Consider the following 20,352-nt stretch of genomic DNA (forward strand, 5'->3'; position numbering starts at 1 on the left):
GTCGGTTAACCTGCGGCGATCGCCCCCGCACCCGCCGCCATGAGCCTGCGCAAGAAACTCGCCGAATTCGGCTTCGAGTCCAACGACGACTACGACTATCCCCTGCGCTGCCTGTTCGAGGCCGAGATCGACCACCTGCGCTGCCTCAACATCAGCGGCAGCTCCGGCCGGCGCAAGACCGCGCTGGCCAACGCCCTGGGCCACGCACTGGAATACCCGCACCTGCTGTATCACGATTTCAGCAGCGCCGAGCCGCCGCCGGCACCCATCGTGCTGAGCGAGGAGGCCGTCGCCGAGGGCGGCACGCTGGAAGCGCCGCTGTCGGCGTTTGAACGCAGCCTCAGCGAAGCCTGCGCCTATTCCGAAGGCGCGCGCACCCTGCTCATCCTCGATCAATTGCAGGCGGCGGATTTCCACGACCACATCCGCCTCTACCATTTCGTGCAGACCCGCGAATGGCATTCGCCCCAGGGCAGCGCCGTCGCCAATCCGAACAATCTGCTGCTGGTGCTGATCTCCGAGGAAGCGCTGTACCACTCCCTGGCCAAGGTCAGCTTCCGCATCCATGCCGACGTCAGCCGCGGCTACCAGGAATATCGGCCCGAGGATTTCGGCCTCTCCCCGGGCGCCGCCGAATTCATGGCCGCGCTGGACGCGGTCTTCCATGCCCTGGGCGCCAGCCCCACGCCGCGCGAGTACGCCCATATCCTGCACGACGTGCACCAGCGCGTACGCACCGAGGAACAGCTGCGCCAGTCCCTGTTCGGCTGGATGGAACACGCCGACCGCAGCGCACTCTACGCCGTGCCGCTGGAAGCGCCCCTGGCCGCGGCAGTGCAGGCAATCAGCCGGTATCTGGGGATAGAGGAAATCGAGCTGGGAAGCTGAGGCTGCCGACTCCGGATCCGCGGGCGGCGCGAGCGCCGTGCGCCGCTGCCGCGGCAGGCGTGGAACGCCAGCACGGCCGATGCCCGCCCATTGAATATTTCGGCCATGGAATCGCCATCCGGCCAGATATTTATTTATTTTGTATAAATTTAAACTAATTATTTAATACTTATTTACCGAAACAAAACTGAAACTACCTTCCTGCACGGCAAAAACGTCTCGCGTCATCGAAAAATCTGCAAACACCTGTTCGTCTCTGCAAACTGATTTGCAGCCACAGGAATTCGTTGCCGCGCTCCCGCCGCGGAGTTCCGCACGCGTTGACTTGCACCCATATATGTCCCATCGTATTGACAAAGGCCATTTCTGACGTTTGCAACCAAAGCAAATTTGCAGGCGCAGCGGCCGCCGCCAAGGAGAGCATCGCAAAGAAGACCCAAGGATCCGCCGCTTTGCCGGCGGCGTCGCGGACGCTCCGCGCTGCACCTCCCTCCGCTGCAGCGCGCACACCGCGACGCCGCCACCGACAAGCCTGCTGATTTTTCCGGCGCCACGCCGCTACCGCGCGATCAGGGACGGCCGTCGCGACAGGCGCCACCGACACCGCATTCATGGAGACACGCTCATGCAGTACACCTTTGCCAACCTGTACCGCTGGCTGGCCCGCAGCGCGGCCGCCGCCGTCCTGCTGCTAAGCACCGGCGCCTGCGCCGAGAGCCAGCCGCCGGCGGAAACGGCATCTTTCGACGACCTGCAGCTCACCGCCTACCAGCAGTACGCCATCATGTGCAACACCTGCACCACGGCCGACCAGTTCAGGACCAAGGCGCTGATCACCTATCCGCGCGCCATGGACAGCGAGGCCTATGTCTACAACCTCAGCACCGGCCAGATACGCGCCATCAAGCTGGACTGGGACCGCGAACTCGCGGCCCAGACCGGCGGCTTCGAGCTTCCGGTCGACCCGGGCCTGGTCACCTATGTGCAGCAGGTCGGCAGCATGTACCGGCAGAACGGCAACAGCCTCGCGTTCAAGCTGATCCTGCGCGCCGACGGCTCGGCCTACTGGAAGCCCGCCAGCGGAGCCATCGTGGAACTGCGCGGCAGCGGTCTTGGCCTGCGCAGCGCCGGCGTAGCGGCGCCGGGAACCGAAAATGCCAAGACCGGCCCGGCCTTGCCCGGCGTGAACAGCCCCATCGATGCACGCGGCTACAGCTTTCCGTCCGGCTTCAGGAACGAGTACCCGAACTACCCGGAGACCAGCTACGACCTGGGGTTCGGCAACACGCCGGCCGGCAACATCGACAACTTCGTGCGCGACGTGGTCGCCGGGCTGCCCAACGGCGGTGTCGCCGGCGTGTTCAACGGCACCGTGCAGTCCAGCGCCGGCCTTTCCACGCCTGTCCCGCTGCTCCAGGGTGGCCAGCAGGTTTCAAAGAACGTGACGTCCAACATATCCGTCTTCATTCCGATGAAGGACGGCGGCTATGCCCGCGTCGAGTACGACGTCGTCACCGGCGAGGTCAAACTCAAGGAAGTGAAGGATTCGGCAGGCTCGGCGCTGCCCATGAGCACCGCCCCGCTCAACCAGACCGTGCCGGGCCGGACCTTCAATTTCCCGCCCACACCGCGCGGTGAGCAGGGCTTCTTCTCGTTCTCGGACTGGGCCCGCCGCAACGGTATTTCCCTGAGCGGCGTGTCGCTGGTCGGCAACGGCGGCAGCGTGAAGTGCTCGAACAACGGATCCACCCAGGTCATCTGTACGATCTACCCGTACTGAAGTCCGGCAACGGACAGGCGCAGCCCGCCCGGATGGGCTGCGCCTGTCCCGCGCTGCGGAAGCCGGCCAGCGGCGCAACGCCGGCTCCAGCGCCGGCTGCGATCCACGCTCCGACTGTCATTGCTCCGGTGCGCGGGCCGCTGGCACCGCAAGGCAGCACAATCCGGCCAGGAACCGGCCCGGACTCTTCGACCGCGGGATTGCCGCTCCGGACCATGCGCCACCCCGCTGAAACCATCCTGCTGTTTTCAACAAGCCGGCCCTTCGCCGCTGCGCCGGGGTCTCAGCTGTGACGCAGATCCGTGGGCGTCCTTCCCGTCCAGCGCTTGAACGCCCGCCGGAACTCACGCACATCGCCGAAACCGACCTGGCTGCCGACCTGGGCCACCGTCAGGCGCGGATCACGCAGCAGCTCCAGCGCGCGCTCGCAGCGCACGCGGTCGTGGATGCGGGTGAAGCTGGCGCCTTCCTCGGCCAGCTGGCGCCGCAGCGTGCGCTCGCTGCGGTACAGCGAATCGGCCACGTCGAGCAGGCGCGGGTTCTGGCTTACGCGCTGGCGCAGCTGGCGTTCCACCGCCGCGGCGGTTTCGCTGGGCATGCCGCGGGTGGATTCCAGCTCGCGCACCAGGGCGGAGAGCGCCTGGCGCGCGGTGACCGGGTTGTAGGTCGGAAATGGCAGGTCCAGCCAGTGCGACTCGATCACCAGGCAGTTGTGCGGCCGGTCGAACACGATGGGGCAGCCGAACAGCTCGCGGTATTCGTCCACATAGGCTGGCTGGGCATAGGCCAGCTCCAGCCGGCGCGGCCGCAGCGCCGGCCCGGCCAGTTCGCGCGCGACGGCGAACACGCTGACGAACATTTCCTCGCACAGGAACGGCAGCACCACGGGATCGGCCAGCGGCGCGCGTGCGTACAGCGCGACCTCGTCCGGCGCCAGATCCTGGATGCTCAGCTCCAGCAGGGCGCCGGTGGCGCGCTGGTGGGTGATGCCGATGGTGATGGCGTCGCTGAAATTGCGCGAGGTTTTCATCGCCAGGCCGAGCAGGCCGAAATTGCCGATATCCTGACGCCGCCCCAGCAGCAGGCCCAGGTTGGGATCGGTCAGGGTCTGCATCGCACGGCGGATGATGCCCAGGGCCTGGCGATAGGACACTCTCGCGCTCGGGTCGCAGACATCGCTGGGCCCCAGGGCCAGGCCGGCGAACCAGCCGCCCGCGTCCAGGCCGCGTTCTTCCGCCAGCTGTACCAGGCTGCACAGGATATTGGTCGGCAGTATGGCCGCGCTGACGCGCGGATCATCGACCGCATTGCTCGCTTGCACCATTGCCCGTGTCTGCCGCTTGGCCGTTTTTCCCCCCTTAGTATGCCGCTGGCGCCCTCGTTTGTAGTGCTGCGAACGCACAAGACTTTAACAATCGAAGCGGCGGAGCCTGCCATGCGTCAATGTATACCTGCCCTCGTCGCCGCCGTGCTGCTGGCCGGCTGCGGCGAGTCCACCCAGACACCGGATGCGTCCGCCGACACGGCCTACGCGGCCGTGCTGCAGCAGAAGCTGCTGGACGCCAAACCCGGCGACGTCATCGAGATCCCGGCCGGCCGCTTTGCCTTCGACCGCAGCCTGACCCTGCGCGCCAGCGGCATCACCCTGCGCGGCGCCGGCATGGACAAGAGCGTGCTCAGCTTCAAGGGCCAGAAAGCCGGCGCCGAGGGGCTGCTGGTCAACGGCGACAACTTCCTGATCGAGCACCTCACCATCGAGGACTCCAAGGGCGACGGCCTCAAGATCAGCGAGTCCAACCACATCACCATCCGCCACGTGAAGGTGCAATGGACCGGCGGCCCCAGTACCAAGAACGGCGCCTACGGCCTGTATCCGGTCAAGACCACCAACGTGCTGATCGAGGACTGCGTCGCGATCGCCGCGTCGGATGCCGGCATCTACGTGGGCCAGTCCAAGGACGTGATCGTGCGGCGCAGCCGGGCCGAGTCGAATGTGGCCGGGATCGAGGTGGAAAACACCATCAACGCCGACGTGTATGAAAACGTCGCCACCAACAACACCGGCGGCATCCTGGTATTCAACATGCCGGCCCTGTCGCAGCAGGGCGGCGCCATCCGCGTGTTCAAGAACCAGATCATCGCCAACAACACCGGCAACTTCGGCGCCAAGGGCACGCCGGTGGCCAGTGTGCCGGCGGGCTCGGGCATGGTGATCAATTCCAACGACGACGTGGAAATCTTCGACAACGATATCCGCGACAACAAGACCGCCAACATCATCGTGTCCAGCGTCTATTCCACCGGCTACAAGGACAGCAGCATGGCGGCGGGCTTCGACCCGTACCCCGAGCGCATCAATATCTACGGTAACCGCCTTTCCGGCGGCGGCGACTCGCCCGACGGGCTGGACCTCAAGGCGCTGAAGGTCGCCGCGATGGGCCTGACCGGTGCGTTTCCCGATGTGCTGTGGGATGGCTACTACAACAAGGAACGCAAGGTCGACGGCCAGAGCCGCGGTCCGGAAATCTGCCTGCAGGACGTCAACGGCGTGATCAACGCCGACGGCCCCAACGGCTACGACAGCCCCAGCACCGATATCGCACCGTTCCGCTGCAGCCTGCCCAAGCTGCCCGCGATCAACCTGGGCCGGAGCTGAGGCATGGGCACGACGGCGCGGAAGATCGCGCTGCTGCTGATGGCGCTGACACTGGCTGCCTGCCAGCGCAGCGTGCCGCCGGTGCAGTTTCATGCGCAAGGCCTGCCGCAGAAACTGTCGGACTGGCAGGTGCTGGTAAACGACGGCCGCACGCTGCGCCTCAACGGCGGCGTGCAGCCCTTCGACCTGAACACGCCGCTGTTCAGCGACTACGCCCACAAGCTGCGCACGGTCTGGCTGCCGCCCGGCAGCAGCGCGCGCTACGAGGCGGACAAGGCCTTCGATTTCCCGGTCGGCACCATCATCAGCAAGACGTTCTATTTCCCGCTGCCCGCCGGCAAGGGCTGGGACGGGAAATCTGTCGCCCGCACCGACCCCGCCGAAAGCCTGGTCAAGGCCGGGCAACTGGACCTGAGCCAGGTGCGCCTGATCGAGACCCGCCTGCTGGTACGCCGCAGCGAAGGCTGGATCGCCCTGCCCTACGTGTGGAACGAAGCCCAGACCGAAGCCACGCTGATGCGCATAGGCGCACTGATCCCGCTAGAACTCGTCGCCGCCGACGGCACGCGCGAAACCGCCGACTACCAGGTGCCCGACCAGAACCAGTGCGCCAGCTGCCACAACACCGACAACCTGGCCCGCGCACTGCAGCCCATAGGCCCCAAGGCCAGGCATCTGAACCGCGATTACGACTACGCCGGCGGCCGCGAAAACCAGCTCGCGCACTGGAGCCGCCTCGGCCTGCTCAGCGGTGCGCCCGAGCCCGCGCAGGCCCCGCGTGCCGCCGCCACGCACGACCGCACCGCCGCCCTGGATGCCCGCGCCCGCGCCTACCTCGACATCAACTGCGGCCACTGCCACAGCGCCAAGGGCCCCGCCAACACCTCCGGCCTGTCGCTGGACGTCGCCACCGACCCCGGCATCCACTTCGGCTTTTGCAAACAACCGGTAGCCGCCGGCAAAGGCACCGGCAACCGCCTCTACGACATCAAACCCGGCGACGCCGCGGGGTCCGTGCTGCTATACCGGATGGAAAGCGACGATCCGGCCGTGATGATGCCCGAGCTGGGAAGATCGGTGATGCATGCAGAGGGCGTGAAGCTGATCAGCGAGTGGGTTGATGCGCAGAAGGGGGATTGTAGTTTGTGAGGTGTAGGGGGATTCGGAATTCGAGGTTCAGGATTCGAGATCTGGGATTTTGGAGCTAGGAGTTGGGATTCGAGATTGGGGATCGGGATGCGGGAAGCACCGCAAGCCTGAGGCTCGCTCTCCCCCGACTGCGTCGGAGGAGAGAGCTAAAGCGTCAAAGCCGGCGCAGACAGGCCAAACCGGATCCCAAACAAAACCCCACACCACAGGCACACCCCTCCAATAAAAACTCACGATAAATCGCTCAACCCAACCAACCGCACAGCCAACCACAAAAAACAAAACCCACAATCCAACCAACCACCCAGAACAACAAAAAACCAGCAACAACCCCCGGGGAGTGGAAAAAATGAAACCCAATCACCTGACACTGAGCCTCCGCCGCGCCCTCCTGACCACCTGCGCCCTGGCCGCCCCCAGCGCCTTCGCCCAGCAGGCTGCCCAGGAAGAAACCGATACGCTGGAACGCATCGTCGTCACCGCGCAGAGCCGCGAACAGGAACTGCAGGAAGTGCCCATCGCGATCCAGGTCATCGACGAGAAGCTCATCGACCAGACCGCCGCCTACGACCTGCAGGATCTGGACACCTTCATCCCCGGCCTCAACGTGACCGGGCAGAAGACCCAGCCCTATTTCGCCGTGCGCGGCATCAGCACCGGCGACTTCGGCATAGGCACGGATCCCGCCGTGGGCGTGTACATCGACGGCGTGTATTCGGCCCGCTCCGGCGGCGCCGTACTCGCCTTCAACGATGTCGAGCGCATCGAGGTGCTGAAAGGTCCCCAGGGCACGCTGTTCGGACGCAACAGTGCAGCCGGCGCGGTGGCGGTGGTGACCAAGCAGCCGGGCCGCGACGTGGAGGCGCGCGTGCGCACACGCTTCGGCGACGACGGGCTGCGCTATATCGACGGCCTGCTCAATACGCCCCTGGGCGAGACCACGGCGCTGCGCGTCAGCGCGCTGCGCAACGAAAGCGACGGCTGGCTGCGCGACGCCGCCACCGGCAAACACCTCAACGGCGAGGACAACTGGGCCGCGCGCATGGCGCTGCGCTGGGATATCAGCAATTCCACCAATGCCGTGCTGACCTGGGATCACGAAAACCTCGACCAGCTCGCCCGCCCGGCCATCGGCATAGTGCCGCTGCCGGCCGCGCCGGACTGGCCGCCGACGCCGCCGGATCCGCTGCGCTACCTCGATCCGCGCCACGCGCCGCTGTACAACGACGTGGAAGGCAACGAGGAATCGCGCAGCTTCGACGGCGCCACGCTGGCGCTGAATCATGACGCCGGCTGGGGGCATTTCACCTCGACCACGGCCTGGCGCGAGTTCGATACGGTCAACCGCGAGGACGAAGACGGCACCAACCGGCGCTACCTGTACCTGGACACGGCCAATATCGAGAACAACCGCAGCTTCTACCAGGAGTTCAAGTTCTCCGGCGACACCGGCCGGCTGAACTGGGTCGCCGGCGCGAGCTACTACCGCGAGAAGGCCGAGCAGACTTCGCAGGTCAACGTGTTCACCGACAGTCTGGACACGCTGATCCGCACCACCGGCCTGGCGCCCACGCCCGATGGCACCTTGTTCGGCTTCTTCACCGGCGTGCTGAACTCCTTCGACGTGCCACTCAGCCTGCTCGACCACCGCTGGCGCGAAGAGATGAACAACACGGCCGATTCGCGCGCCTGGGCCCTGTTCGGCGACACCATCTGGAAGATCAGCGACCGCAGCAACTTTACCTTCGGCCTGCGCTATACCCGCGACGAGAAGAAGTTCAGCTGGCTCAACGGCCCGCGCAGCGCGCCCACGCTGGATGCGACCCTCGCCCAGATCGAACCGCTGATCGCGCAGCTGCCGCCGGAACTGCAGGAACAGGCCCTGTTCGCCCTGGCCGTGGCCAGCGGCGATTTCGTCTTCGCCAACGGCGCCGTGGAAGGCCGGCGCGTGCGCGACAACGACAGCTGGAGCGATCTCAGCCCGCGCTTCGTGTTCGATTTCCACCCCACGCCTGACACCATGCTGTTCGCCTCGCTGGCCAAGGGCTACAAGGCCGGCGGTTACAACAGCCTGGATATCGGTGCCAAGTTCGACAACGAAGACGTGTGGAACCTGGAAACCGGCATCAAGCAGGCAGTACCCGAGCACAACCTGCAGTGGAATGCCTCGGTCTACCACTACGTGTATTCGGACCGCCAGGCCATACGCCTGGATCCCAACGACGACGGCAGCGGCGTGCCGCGCTACCTGGTCGACACCAGCGACGAGAAAGCCTGGGGCATCGACGCCGGCCTGCAATGGCAGCCGAGCAAGGCGTTCAGCCTGGATGCCAACATCGCCTACATCAACGCCACCTACAAGGACAAGATCGCGCCCAGCGGTGCGGATCTCTCCGGCCAGGCCACCGGCGAACCCTACCTGTCGTTCTCGCTGGGCGGGCAGTACCGCTGGGACCTGGACTCCGCCGGCGACATCGTCGTCTCGCTGCGTCATTCCTACCGTGGCAAGAGCCGCTGCAACGCCGATTCGCAGCTGCAGGGCGACTGCAGCATCAGTCCCAACTTCGACGTGGGCGAGGCGCAGCAGCGCACCGACCTGCGCGTAGGCTGGAACGATGCCAGCGATCATTTCCGCCTCGCCGCCTTCGCCACCAACCTGTTCGACAAGCGCTATGTGGAAAACGTCGGCAATTACACCACCGACGTATTCGGCACCACCTACGCCACCATCAGCCCGCCGCGCCTGTACGGGGTGGAGCTGGAATACCGCTACTGATCCGCGCGGCCGCCCAGCCGCGGCCGCCGATACTGCCGATTTGTCCCGCAAAATAGCGGTATTTCCCTAGCCGGCCGCCGCCGCGGCCGGCTAGCCTCTTCGCATGGCGCAACGCCCCGGCAGGCTGCGATCAGGCAGCCTGCCGGCGCGATCCACGGAGGGATCGCCCGGCAATCCGCTCCCGCGCGGCGTACCGGAAAGGCGCACCCACTGCTTGCGCCGTCCGACCGGAAAACGGGCAGGAACCCGCGTTTCCGGCCATCTGCGAGGGGAAATCAGCATGCGGAAACTCTGGCGGCGCGGCCTGGGCATGGCGGCGCTTTGCAGCTGTGCGCCGGTTCTGGCGGAACCGGCCCACTACATCGTGTTCGCGCTGGATTCACAGGATCGCGCCCAGGCCGTGTTCTATGCCCAGGTGGAACTGGCAGACGGCGCCGCGCGTGCCGCGACACTCGACGGCGGCAGCGGCAACAGCGGCACCGACCGCTTCCTGTGGCAAGGCCTGCGCAAGGGCGAAGCCGCCGGCGGCGGCGAGATCCGGGTGCCGCGGCAACTGCGCGTGGAGCACGGCAACGCCGGCGAAACCGCGCTGCAGCACCTGTCGGCGGAGGATCCGCACCGCGCCTTCGTCCTGCGCCTGCCGCTGGCCCAGGCCGACACGCTGGAACTGGTCGGCGACCGCCAGCTACAGCGCTTCGATCTCGGCCAACTCGCCGCCACAGCGTCCACCCTGCCGCTGGCATCCGTGCAGCCGGCACGCCTGCTTCAGGCGCAGCGCAGCGGCAGCAGCACCGCCGCGGCCAATTCAGGCAACCGCCTGGATGTGCTGCTCATCGGCGACGGCTATACCGCAGCCGAACAGACCACCTTCGCTACGCATGCGAACGCGCTGCACACGGCCATGTTCAATGTGTCGCCCTACAAGGAATACGCGAGCTTCGTGAACTGGCAGCCGGGCTTCGTCGCCTCCAGCCAGTCCGGTGCGGACCATCCGCCCTACCAGGCCGGCTGCACCAGCACCAGCTGCTGCGCCGATCCCGCCGCGCAGACCGATCCGCGCGCCGGCACCTTCGTCAGCACGGCGCTGGATTCCACCTTCTGCACTGCGCAGATCCACCGCACCCTGTTCGCCAACAGCAGCAAGGTGTTCGCCGCGGCGGTGGGTTTTCCGGACTGGGACAAGATCCTGGTCACCGTCAACGACCCGGTCTACGGCGGCGCCGGCGGCAGCTTCGCCGTACTGTCGGCGCATGCGCTCGCGCCCAGCATCGTGATCCACGAATTCGGCCACAGCTTCACCGGCCTGGCCGACGAATACACCACGCCCTACCCCGGCTTTCCGGCCTGCAGCGATCTCGGCGTGAATCCCGGCTGCGAGGCCAATGTCACCAACCAGACCAATGCCAGCCTGGTGAAGTGGCGTTCCTGGTTCACGCCCGGCATACAGATCCCGACGCCGGCCGGCACCGCCGGCCTGGGACTGTTCGCCGGTGCGCGCTACCTCAGCGCCGGCATGTACCGCCCCACTGAAAACCAGTGCCTGATGAATGCGCTGGGCGCGAATTTCTGCGCCGTATGCCGCCAGGAATATGTGCGCAAGCTCTACCGCGGCGGCTTCGGCGTCCCGGCCGGCGGCATCGATCTGATCGAACCCGGCAGCGAATACCCGCCGGCGGCGGCGCCCGTGCACTACGCCCAGGGCACACAGCGCAGCTTCGGCGCCGCCCTGCTGCGGCCCAGCGTCGGCAATATCGGCCTACAGTGGTATCTGGACGGCAATCCGGTCGCAACCACGGAAAGCTATACCTTCCAGCAGCTCACGCCGACACCGGCGACACGCACCCTGGAACTGCGTGTGACCGACCAGACCGCACTGGTGCAGCCGGCCATGGCCGGCGATCTGCTGACGCACAGCCGCACCTGGACGATACAGGTGGGGAATGACCGGTTGTTTGACGATGGGTTTCAGTGAAATCTGAAACCGTTGATCGTGCGCCTGAAAAAACCCTCTCTCGCAAGCGCATTACGCGCCTGGGAGAGAGGGCTGGTTGGGGGCCGCACGTCAGTCCGCGGACGAGCCCGATTTTTGCCGGCCCTGCGCGTGTTGAATATTCCGGCAAGAATCCGGACTTATAGGTGCGTTGATCGTCGCCCGTAGCCCCGGCCCTCTCACCAGGCGCGCTTGGAGCAGAGGGAGTACCGGGCTGCTGCTGTCCGGATCGCTGACGCCGCCGGGCGCGGCGCTGCCGGCCGTATTGCTCAGCAGCGTGCCGTTGGCGGTCGCCGCATTCACGGCGCAGCGCACGCTGAAGCCGGCGCTGCCTCGGGTGGCAGGTCCACGCTTTCGGCCAGGGCCGCGCCGCTGCTCCAAGCCGCGCCGCCGGCGCTGCAACGCCTGCTCGGCGCCGGGCTCAGCTCTCCAGCCGCTGGCCGGCGGCGATCCAGGCGTCTATGCCGCCGTACAGCGGCCTTACCCGCGCCAGCCCCTGGCGCTGCAGCCGGCGCGCGACCACCGCCGCGGACGCTTCGTTGGGACAGGCGCAATAGATGACGACTTCGCGCCCCGCCGCCAGCCCGGCCGGCGCATCGCAGGCATCCAGATCCACCGGCACGGCGCCGGGAATGCGGCCGCTGCGCTGCTGTTCTGGCGGACGCACATCCAGCACCAGCGGCGGCGCGGGCCCCGCCAGCAGCGCCGCCAGCTCGGCCACGCCTATGCGTGCCATGCGCAACTCGCGCAGCAGCAGACGGCGCTTCCACCAGCGCGTCAGCACGTAGACCGCAAGCAGGGACAGCACCAGCAAGGTGCCCCAGCGGCCCAGATCGGCGATCACGCCCACGACTTCGTCGATGGCGTTGCGGAAGGTGACGCCCAGCAGCACGGCCACACCGGCCCACAGCAGCGCGCCCATGCCGTCGAACAGGAGGAAGCTGCCCAGCGGCGTGCGCGTGGAACCGGCCAGCGCGGTGGCGAGCGAGGCAAAACCCGGCACGAACTTGGCGAAGCTCAGGCTGGGCGCGCCCCAGCGCGTATACAGGCTCTGCGTCTGACGCACGCAGGAATCCGGCGACAGCGACAAGCGGCACACCGTGCGCAGCACACGCGAACCGTAGCGCCGCCCGGCCAGATACCAGGCCAGATCGGCCAGCAACGCCGCCACGGCCGCGACCGCCAGCACCTGCAGCGGGCCGCCCAGCGTGGCCGCACTCAGCGCCGCGGCCACCAGCAGCACCGGATAGGCCGGCAGCGGCAGCCCGCCCTGCTCCAGCAATACGCAGAGGAATACCAGCGGCAAGCCGTGAAGCTCGATCAGGGTGATGAAGCTGCGCACGGCTACGGCCTCGCGGGTCCGCCTTGAGTGGGCGCGCTGAATGTAGCGGAAAGACGGCGCTGCGTGTCTGCCGCAGCGAGGGGCGGCGTGCCGCGCTGTCTGCGTCCCGGTGTGCGCTCTTCGTCGAAGCCGGCGCCGCAGGCCGCTTCGAGATTTTCGGCGCAGTTTCCGCCATCCGGGCGATCTTCCGGGGACGGGATGAGGGCGAGGCGCGGACCGCGGCGCAACGCCGCGCCGCGCCGCCAACTGAAAATTCAACGAACGATTCAATTGCAGCGCAGAACAGGCGCCGCCGGCCGCTGCCTCAGGGCCGCGCCGACTTGCGCCGCGCACGCCGGGCGAAATCGCGCGCCACATCGGCCAGGCTGATGCTGTCCAGGCGTGCCAGCAGGGCCTGCTCGGCCTCGTCGAAGGCGCTGCTCAGGGCGGCGTTGACCGCCTGCTCGACCAGGCAGCCGGCGTGGTCCACGGTAGCGCTGATGGCAAACAGGCGCGGCGAATCCAGCGCGCGGTGGATGTCGGCCAGGCTGATTTCCTCCAGCTTGCGCGCCAGGCTCCAGCCGCCGCCGGGGCCTTTGAGCGAGCGCACATAGCCCTGTTCGCGCAGGCCGGCCAGGGTGCGCCGCACCACTACCGGATTGGTCGACAGCATCTGCGCGATCTGCTCGGACGTGGCCGCGCCGGCGAGCTGGTCCATGTGGATCAGCACATGCAGCATGCGCGAAAGGCGGCTGTCGTTTTTCATGCGGAAACCGGAACCGGGACGGACGGCGCACCTTAGCAAAAGACGCCGCCGCAATATGTAACTTCCACTGTTGCGTAGGATCGGCGAGCGATCCTAATATGTAACCTGACAAGTTCTTTAAGCCGGCAGCGGCGGCGCTGCACCCGACGAGGAAATTCGCCATGACTCCGTATGACGCCCTTATCGTCGGCGGCAGCTACGCCGGCCTGGCCGCCGGCCTGATCCTGGCGCGCGCGCGCCGCCGCATCCTGATCGCCGACGCCGGCGCGCCGCGCAACCACGTTGCCCGCCACGCCCACGGCGTACTGGCCCAGGACGGCCGACCCGGCCACGAGATCCTGGCCGCAGCGCGGGCCCAGCTCGCCGCCTACCCCGGCGTGAGCTGGCTGGCGCAGGAAGTCACCGCCGCTTGCGGCAGCGACGGCGATTTCCGTCTGCATGCCGCCGACGGCACTGCATGGCGCAGCCGCAAGCTGCTGCTCGCCAGCGGTGTGACCGACACGCTGCCGGACATCCCCGGCCTGGCCGAATGCTGGGGCGCAAGCGTGCTGCACTGTCCGTATTGCCACGGCTACGAAATCGGCGGCGGCGCGATAGGCGTACTCAATGCGACGCCGCACGCCGCCCTGCATGCGCAGCTGATCGCCGACTGGGGTGAAGTCACCCTGTTCACCCAAGGCGCCGACGTGATCGACGCGGAACAGCGCGCCCAGCTCACGCGCCGCCGCATCGCGCTGGAAACCGTGCCGGTACGGCGCGCCGAAGGCCAAGGACGGCAGCTGTCCGGCCTGCATCTCGCAGACGGCCGCCGGGTGCCGCTGCGCGCGCTGTTCGTCGCCGTGCAGACCAATCCGCGCGGCGCCCTGCCCGGCCTGCTCGGGTGCGCACTGGAGAGCACGCCGCAGGGCAGCATCCTGCAGACCGATGCGCAGAAACAGACCAGCATCGCCGGCGTCTACGCCGCCGGCGACGCGGCGCTGGCGCGCAGCAATATCACCCTGGCCGCAGCCGACGGGGTCAATGCCGCGGTGGCGCTGCACCATGCACTGATTGCGACGGACGATCCGGCGCGGCGCCTGGCCTGAACCCACGGTGCGCCGTTTACTCCGCGGCAACCAACCTATTTCTCCGAGTGCCGGCGCTGTGTGTTCCGGCGCCCGCTTCGTCCGCGTCCACACCGCTGTCCTGTCCGGCAATCGCCGCGCGCATGGACGAGGAACGAACCGTGCCGGCTATCGGCCAGCTGCCGCTTGTGCGCATCGGCGCGAACCAGGACGACGCCGGACATGCTCAGGCCTGCAGCGGCCAGCGGTTGAGCGGGATATGCACGGTTTTGCCGAGCAGGCTGTGCACCAATACGAATTCCCCGGCCGTCCAGCGGATCGGCTGCACCGCTTCGGTGACGGCGCCCTGCGGCGGATAGCTCAGCGTGACATGGGGCTCGAACGAGGCCGTGACACAGCGGCCCAGCCCGGCCTTGGCCAGCTCGCGCCCGAGTGCCGCGCGCATGGCGTGCAGCGCCGCATTGCCGCCGCCGGCCTTGAGTACCAGCGGCGGACGCGGGCGGTGCGGGCTGAAGCTCATGACCTGGTCCAGGCTCAATTCGAACGGCGCCGCGCGCAGCCGCGCCGCGGCAGTTTGGGCGGCCTGCACCGTATCCGCCGGCAGCCCGGCCCAATCGCCCACATGGAACAGCGTGATATGCAGCCGCTCCGGCTCCAGCAGCTTGCCGGCCAGGCCGTTGCGGCGGCAGAAATCCTCCGCCAGCGCGCGTATGCGCATGGCCGTGGCGGCATCGGGAAACAGCGCGAAAAACAGGCGGTCGGTGGGTTCGGGCGGGGCGGAATCGAACAGGCCGGATTGCGGGCTCATGCGGATCGGATGACGAACAGAGGAGGCCTATGATGCCTCGCCTCAGAGGCGAAAATCCGTTCCGCGCAGCGGCTCGCGCGGCGGCCATTGCGGGCAGAGCATTTCCACCACTTCCATCAGGTCGAAGAAGGCTTCGAGGGGATCGCCCTGCGGTATTACGCGATAGGGCATGCCGCCTTCGGCGAGCAGGGGATATTTGCTGTCGCGATCACTCATGCTCGGCTGGCCCATCGAGCAATTCGTGCAGCAGCTGCTCACGGCCGAACAGCGCGAAATATTCGCTCACCTGCGCCATGTCCAGTGAATCCCGTCCCAGCCGCAGCAGATCGCGGATATCTTCCAGATCCTGCAATCGGGCGGGGTTGTTGGCCAGGGCCTGGAGCTTGAAACCTATCAGTCCTTCGGCGCTGACGACATGCAGCTGCCCCAGCACCGTATCCCGTACCTGGGCGCCCGACAGCAGGCGTTCCGAATGCGGACGCCGCGCAAACAGCAGATCCAGGCCTTCTTCGCCACGGCGATAGTTGGCGACATCTTCCGTGCGGTAGATGCAGACATAGCCGAGCGCAAGCAAGACCTGATGCAGACGTTCCGCATCCGCCGCAGCGGCCAGGAAATCCAGATCGCGCGTCGCGCGCACTACCTTGTGCGCGGACAGCGCCAGACCGCCGATCAAGGCCGGCGGCCTGGTGCAGACATGGAACGCCTGCAACGCTTCGCGCAACTGCTCCGACAGGCGTGCCATGGCTCAGGCTGCCGTCATCACATATTGCGCCGATACTCCCCACCCACCTCATACAGCGCATGGCTGATCTGCCCCAGGCTGTGGGTCTTGACCGCATCCATCAGGCTCTCGAACACGTTGCGGCGCTCGCGGGCGGCGGCCTGCAGCGGCTTGAGACCGGCCTCGGCCTGGCCGTTGCGGGCGCGCTGGTAGCCGGCGACGTTGTCGATCTGCTGGCCCTTCTCGGCTTCGGTGGAGCGGATCAGTTCGATCTCGGTGACGATATCGCCGCCGTGGTCCTTGGGCAGGAAGGTGTTGACGCCGATCAGCGGCAGGCTGCCGTCGTGCTTCTTGTGCTCGTAGTACAGGCTTTCTTCCTGGATCTTGCCGCGCTGGTACATGGTGTCCATGGCGCCGAGCACGCCGCCGCGTTCGCTGATGGCCTCGAATTCCCTGTACACGGCTTCCTCGACCATGTCGGTGAGGTATTCCACCGCGAAGCTGCCCTGCCAGGGGTTTTCGTTGAAGTTCAGCCCCAGCTCCTTGTTGATGATCATCTGGATCGCGACCGCGCGGCGTACGCTTTCCTCGGTCGGCGTGGTGATGGCTTCATCGTAGGCGTTGGTATGCAGGCTGTTGCAGTTGTCGAACAGCGCGTACAGCGCCTGCAAGGTGGTGCGGATATCGTTGAACTGGATTTCCTGCGCGTGCAGCGAGCGGCCGGAGGTCTGGATGTGGTACTTCATCATCTGGCTGCGCGGATCCGCGCCGTAGCGCTCGCGCATGGCGCGCGCCCATATGCGGCGCGCGACGCGGCCGATCACGGTGTATTCCGGATCCATGCCGTTGGAGAAGAAGAACGACAGGTTGGGCGCGAAGTCGTCGATCTTCATGCCGCGGGCGAGGTAATACTCGACGATGGTGAAGCCGTTGCTCAGGGTGAAGGCGAGCTGGCTGATCGGGTTCGCGCCGGCCTCGGCGATGTGGTAGCCGGAGATCGACACCGAGTAGAAATTGCGTACGTTCTTTTCAACGAAGTACTGCTGGATATCGCCCATCATGCGCAGGGCGAACTCGGTGGAGAAGATGCAGGTGTTCTGCGCCTGGTCTTCCTTGAGGATGTCGGCCTGCACCGTGCCGCGCACCGTGGCCAGGGTCTGCGCCTTGATGCGGGCATAGGTTTCCGCGTCGACGACCTGGTCGCCGGTGACGCCGAGCAGGCCCAGACCCAGGCCGTCGTTGCCCTCGGGCAGCATGCCGCCGTACTGCGGCCGCGGCTTGCCGGCGTAGAGCGCGGCGATAGTGTCGCTGGCCTGCTGCCAGCGCGCGGCGTCCTCGCGCAGGTATTTCTCCACCTGCTGGTCGATGGCGGTGTTCATGAACAGGGCGAGGATGATCGGCGCCGGACCGTTGATGGTCATGGATACCGACGTCGTCGGCGCGCACAGGTCGAAGCCGGAATACAGCTTCTTCATGTCATCCAGCGTGGCGATGTTGACGCCGGAATTGCCGATCTTGCCGTAGATATCCGGACGTACGGCCGGGTCTTCGCCATACAGCGTGACCGAGTCGAACGCGGTGGACAGGCGCGCCGCCGGCAGGCCCACGCTCAGGTAATGGAAACGGCGGTTGGTGCGCTCCGGCGTGCCCTCGCCGGCGAACATGCGGATCGGGTCCTCGCCGGTGCGGCGGTACGGATACACGCCGCCGGTATACGGGTAGTAGCCGGGAAGATTCTCTTTCTGCAGGAATACCAGCAGTTCGCCCCAGCTCCTGTAGCGCGGTGCGGCGATCTTGGGGATTTTCTGGTGGCTCAGCGATTCGCGGTAATTGTCGACGCGGATGACCTTGTCGCGCACCTTGTATTCATTGACCTCGTCGGTCACCGACTTCAGCCGGGCCGGCCATTCGCGCAACAGGCGCAGGCTTTCCGAGGACAGCGCCTGCACCGCGTCGTTGTAGCGCCGGCGCAACGGCAGCGGCACGGTCGCGGCCGGATCCTGCTGCAGCTGGGCTTCGTCGTAGAGGCCCAGCGCCGCCGGCAGCGCGGTGTCGCCGAGTTCCTGCAGCGCCGTCCACAGCGCCTGGGCGCGGTTGGCGATATCGGCCTGGGTCTCGATCTGGCGGTTGATGCCGCGGCCCTGCTCGGCGATCTCGGCCAGGTAGCGCACGCGCGCACCGGGAATCAGCACGGTCGCCCGCGGCTCCTTCAGGCTGGTATCCAGCTGCGGCTGGAAATCGCAGCGCGCCGCCGCTGCGGAACCGGCGCCGAGCTTCTGCCGCAGCAGGCGGCACAGGTTGACGAACATCCAGCTGATGCCGGGATCGTTGAACTGCGAGGCGATGGTCGGATATACCGGCACATCCTCGTCTTTCATCTGGAACGCAGTGCGGTTGCGCTTCCACTGCTTGCGCACGTCGCGCAGGGCGTCCTCGGCGCCGCGCTTGTCGAACTTGTTCAGCACGACCAGTTCGGCGAAATCCAGCATGTCGATCTTTTCCAGCTGGCTGGGCGCGCCGAAATCGCTGGTCATCACGTACATGGGGAAATCGACCAGGTCGACGATTTCCGAATCGGACTGGCCAATGCCGGCGGTCTCGACGATGACGAGGTCGTAGCCCAGGCTCTTGAGGAAGGCGATGCAGTCCTTGAGCACGGCATTGGTCGCCACGTGCTGGCGGCGCGTGGCCATGGAGCGCATGTAGACGTTGCGGCTGCGCAGCGAATTCATGCGGATGCGGTCGCCCAGCAGGGCGCCGCCGGTGCGGCGCCGGGTCGGATCCACCGAGATCACCGCGATGCGCATGGCGGGGAAGCTGGCCAGGAAGCGGTTGAGCAGTTCGTCGGTGACCGAGGACTTGCCGGCGCCGCCGGTGCCGGTAATGCCGATCACCGGCGTGGCGCCGCGGGAGTCGAGATTGGGGATCGGGGATTCGGAGGAACGCGGGTGCGCCCACTGTTTGCGCAGCGCGGCAAGCTCGGCTTCGCTGAAGGCGTCGTTCTCGATCGCGCTGAGCATGCGGCCTATGCCGATCTCGTCGTCGATGGACGGCGCCTGCTTCTGCGAGTCCCGGATCCCCGATCCCGAATCCCGCGCGCCGGAGGCGCGCCGCACCACGTCCTCGATCATGGCCACCAGGCCCATGTGCATGCCGTCGTTGGGGTGGTAGATGCGCTCCACGCCGTAGGCCTGCAGTTCGGCGATCTCCTCCGGCGTGATGGTGCCGCCGCCGCCGCCGAACACGCGCACATGGCCGGCGCCGCGTTCGCGCAGCATGTCGACCATGTATTTGAAATATTCGACGTGGCCGCCCTGGTAGGAACTCAGCGCGATCGCGTCGGCATCTTCCTGCAGCGCGGCGCGGACCACGTCCTCCACCGAGCGGTTGTGGCCGAGGTGGATCACTTCCGCGCCCTGGCCCTGGATCAGTCGGCGCATGATGTTGATTGCCGCATCGTGGCCGTCGAACAGGCTGGCTGCGGTGACGAAACGCAGAGGCGCGGCCGCGGCCGCCGCATCCTGGGTCGCTACGAGTTTGGCTGGTGTGCTCATGGGGAGTCCCGGCTCGGAAGATGGCGGCAGAGTGCGGATTGTAGCCCGCGGCGGGGCCGGCCCTGCCGGCCGGTTGTCCGGACCAATCGGCCCCGTCTGCAGCCGGCCCCGGACTCGGCAAAGCGGTGCGGCAGCCACTATGATGCAGGTTTGCCCTGAGTGCCGGAGTCGTCATGCTGCATAGGATTGTCCTGTTGGCCGGTCTGCTCGCCAGCCTTCCCTGCGCCGCCGCCAGGGAGACGACCAAGGAGGCGGCCAAGGCGCCGGCCCGGGACGTGGCCTTTGTCAATCCCGGCTTCGAGGAAGCGCCGCAAGGCAAGAGCATCCCGGGCTGGCGCAAGAGCATGCATGCCGGCGAGAACGTGTTCGAGTTCGACGTGGTCAACGATGTCGCGGCCAGGGGCAAGCGCAGCTTCCGCCTGCGGCGCAAGGGCGAGCAGGTCTACGGCGCCCTGGACCAGACCATCCCGGCCGGCCCGCTGCTGGCCAAGGCGGTGGAAGTGACCCTGCAGGTGCGCAGCAAGGACCTGGGCGCCAAAGGCTTCTACCCGTTCCTGAACCTGACCCTGCGCAACGGCGGCCTGGCCGGCGAGCAGGTGCGCGGCGAGACCGTCACCGGCACGCTGGACAAGTGGAAGACAATAAAGATGAAGATAGACGTACCCTACGGCGTGCAGGGCCTGCAGCTGGGCCTGCTGCTCGACGACGAAGGCACGGTCTGGGTGGACGACATCACCGTGCGCATCGTCGGCGAGGCCAGGAACCCGGGCAAGAAAGACGGCCCCAAGCTGTTCATGATCCACTGAATCCGCGCCGCCTTTTCCGCCGCGCCGCCGCCGGAACAGGCCGCCGCGCCGGCGCCGTCTGCGCCTGTGC

15 protein-coding genes are annotated in these 20,352 nt (G+C 66.8%); 8 read left to right on the top strand and 7 right to left on the bottom strand.

Annotated features, from left to right (window positions below; genetic code table 11):
- Positions 1-39: 39 nt before the first annotated feature.
- The gene (locus NM961_RS09705; protein ID WP_255914024.1) at positions 40-888 is read left to right on the top strand and encodes a hypothetical protein; all 849 of its coding nucleotides are present in this window, start codon (positions 40-42) and stop codon (positions 886-888) included.
- Between the two features lie 625 nt (positions 889-1,513).
- Positions 1,514-2,668: a hypothetical protein gene (locus NM961_RS09710; RefSeq protein ID WP_255914025.1), complete on the top strand. Its 1,155-nt coding sequence runs from the start codon at positions 1,514-1,516 to the stop codon at positions 2,666-2,668.
- Between the two features lie 283 nt (positions 2,669-2,951).
- Here NM961_RS09710 and NM961_RS09715 read toward each other — a convergent pair whose 3' ends face one another.
- Complete coding sequence (locus tag NM961_RS09715) at positions 2,952-3,992, bottom strand: AraC family transcriptional regulator (RefSeq protein ID WP_255914028.1); 1,041 nt, start codon at positions 3,990-3,992, stop codon at positions 2,952-2,954.
- A 111-nt stretch (positions 3,993-4,103) separates the two neighbouring features.
- On the opposite strand from NM961_RS09715, the gene NM961_RS09720 reads away from it, so the two are divergent.
- From NM961_RS09720 to NM961_RS09735, 4 genes are all read left to right on the top strand, one after another.
- Positions 4,104-5,324 carry a parallel beta-helix domain-containing protein gene (locus NM961_RS09720; RefSeq protein ID WP_255914030.1) on the top strand — a complete coding sequence of 407 codons (1,221 nt, stop codon included), beginning with the start codon at positions 4,104-4,106 and terminating at the stop codon, positions 5,322-5,324.
- Positions 5,325-5,327: 3 nt separating this feature from the next.
- Positions 5,328-6,473, top strand: a complete 1,146-nt coding sequence (locus NM961_RS09725) for an SO2930 family diheme c-type cytochrome (RefSeq protein WP_255914031.1) — start codon at positions 5,328-5,330, stop codon at positions 6,471-6,473.
- Between the two features lie 349 nt (positions 6,474-6,822).
- Positions 6,823-9,249 (top strand): TonB-dependent receptor, encoded by a 2,427-nt coding sequence (locus NM961_RS09730; RefSeq protein ID WP_255914033.1) that lies wholly within the window; start codon positions 6,823-6,825, stop codon positions 9,247-9,249.
- A gap of 280 nt (positions 9,250-9,529) precedes the next feature.
- Positions 9,530-11,221, top strand: a complete 1,692-nt coding sequence (locus NM961_RS09735; protein ID WP_255914034.1) for a M64 family metallopeptidase — start codon at positions 9,530-9,532, stop codon at positions 11,219-11,221.
- A 439-nt stretch (positions 11,222-11,660) separates the two neighbouring features.
- On the opposite strand, the gene NM961_RS09740 is transcribed toward NM961_RS09735, so the two are convergent.
- Both NM961_RS09740 and NM961_RS09745 read right to left on the bottom strand, forming a co-directional pair.
- On the bottom strand, positions 11,661-12,581 hold the full coding sequence (locus NM961_RS09740; RefSeq protein ID WP_255914035.1) for a DedA family protein/thiosulfate sulfurtransferase GlpE: 921 nt from the start codon (positions 12,579-12,581) through the stop codon (positions 11,661-11,663).
- Between the two features lie 304 nt (positions 12,582-12,885).
- A complete protein-coding gene (locus tag NM961_RS09745) occupies positions 12,886-13,326 on the bottom strand; it encodes an Rrf2 family transcriptional regulator (RefSeq protein ID WP_255914036.1) in 441 nt (146 codons plus the stop codon).
- A 161-nt stretch (positions 13,327-13,487) separates the two neighbouring features.
- On the opposite strand from NM961_RS09745, the gene NM961_RS09750 reads away from it, so the two are divergent.
- Entirely contained in the window at positions 13,488-14,411 is a 924-nt protein-coding gene (locus NM961_RS09750; RefSeq protein ID WP_255914037.1) for an NAD(P)/FAD-dependent oxidoreductase, read from the top strand.
- Between the two features lie 205 nt (positions 14,412-14,616).
- On the opposite strand, the gene NM961_RS09755 is transcribed toward NM961_RS09750, so the two are convergent.
- Genes NM961_RS09755 through NM961_RS09770 form a run of 4 tightly spaced genes read right to left on the bottom strand, consistent with a single transcriptional unit; the run spans position 14,617 to position 19,476 of the window.
- Positions 14,617-15,198 (bottom strand): 2'-5' RNA ligase family protein, encoded by a 582-nt coding sequence (locus NM961_RS09755; protein ID WP_255914038.1) that lies wholly within the window; start codon positions 15,196-15,198, stop codon positions 14,617-14,619.
- A 42-nt stretch (positions 15,199-15,240) separates the two neighbouring features.
- On the bottom strand, positions 15,241-15,414 hold the full coding sequence (locus NM961_RS09760) for a hypothetical protein (protein WP_255914039.1): 174 nt from the start codon (positions 15,412-15,414) through the stop codon (positions 15,241-15,243).
- Positions 15,407-15,943 (bottom strand): hypothetical protein, encoded by a 537-nt coding sequence (locus tag NM961_RS09765; protein WP_255914040.1) that lies wholly within the window; start codon positions 15,941-15,943, stop codon positions 15,407-15,409. The genes NM961_RS09760 and NM961_RS09765 overlap by 8 nt, the downstream gene beginning before the upstream one ends.
- A gap of 17 nt (positions 15,944-15,960) precedes the next feature.
- Positions 15,961-19,476, bottom strand: a complete 3,516-nt coding sequence (locus NM961_RS09770) for a methylmalonyl-CoA mutase family protein (protein WP_255914041.1) — start codon at positions 19,474-19,476, stop codon at positions 15,961-15,963.
- A 173-nt stretch (positions 19,477-19,649) separates the two neighbouring features.
- Here NM961_RS09770 and NM961_RS09775 point away from each other — a divergent pair, with 173 nt between their 5' ends.
- Positions 19,650-20,282: a hypothetical protein gene (locus tag NM961_RS09775; protein WP_255914042.1), complete on the top strand. Its 633-nt coding sequence runs from the start codon at positions 19,650-19,652 to the stop codon at positions 20,280-20,282.
- Positions 20,283-20,352 lie beyond the last annotated feature (70 nt).

The sequence above is a fragment of the Tahibacter harae genome (genome assembly GCF_024437735.1).
Lineage (GTDB): Bacteria > Pseudomonadota > Gammaproteobacteria > Xanthomonadales > Rhodanobacteraceae > Tahibacter > Tahibacter harae.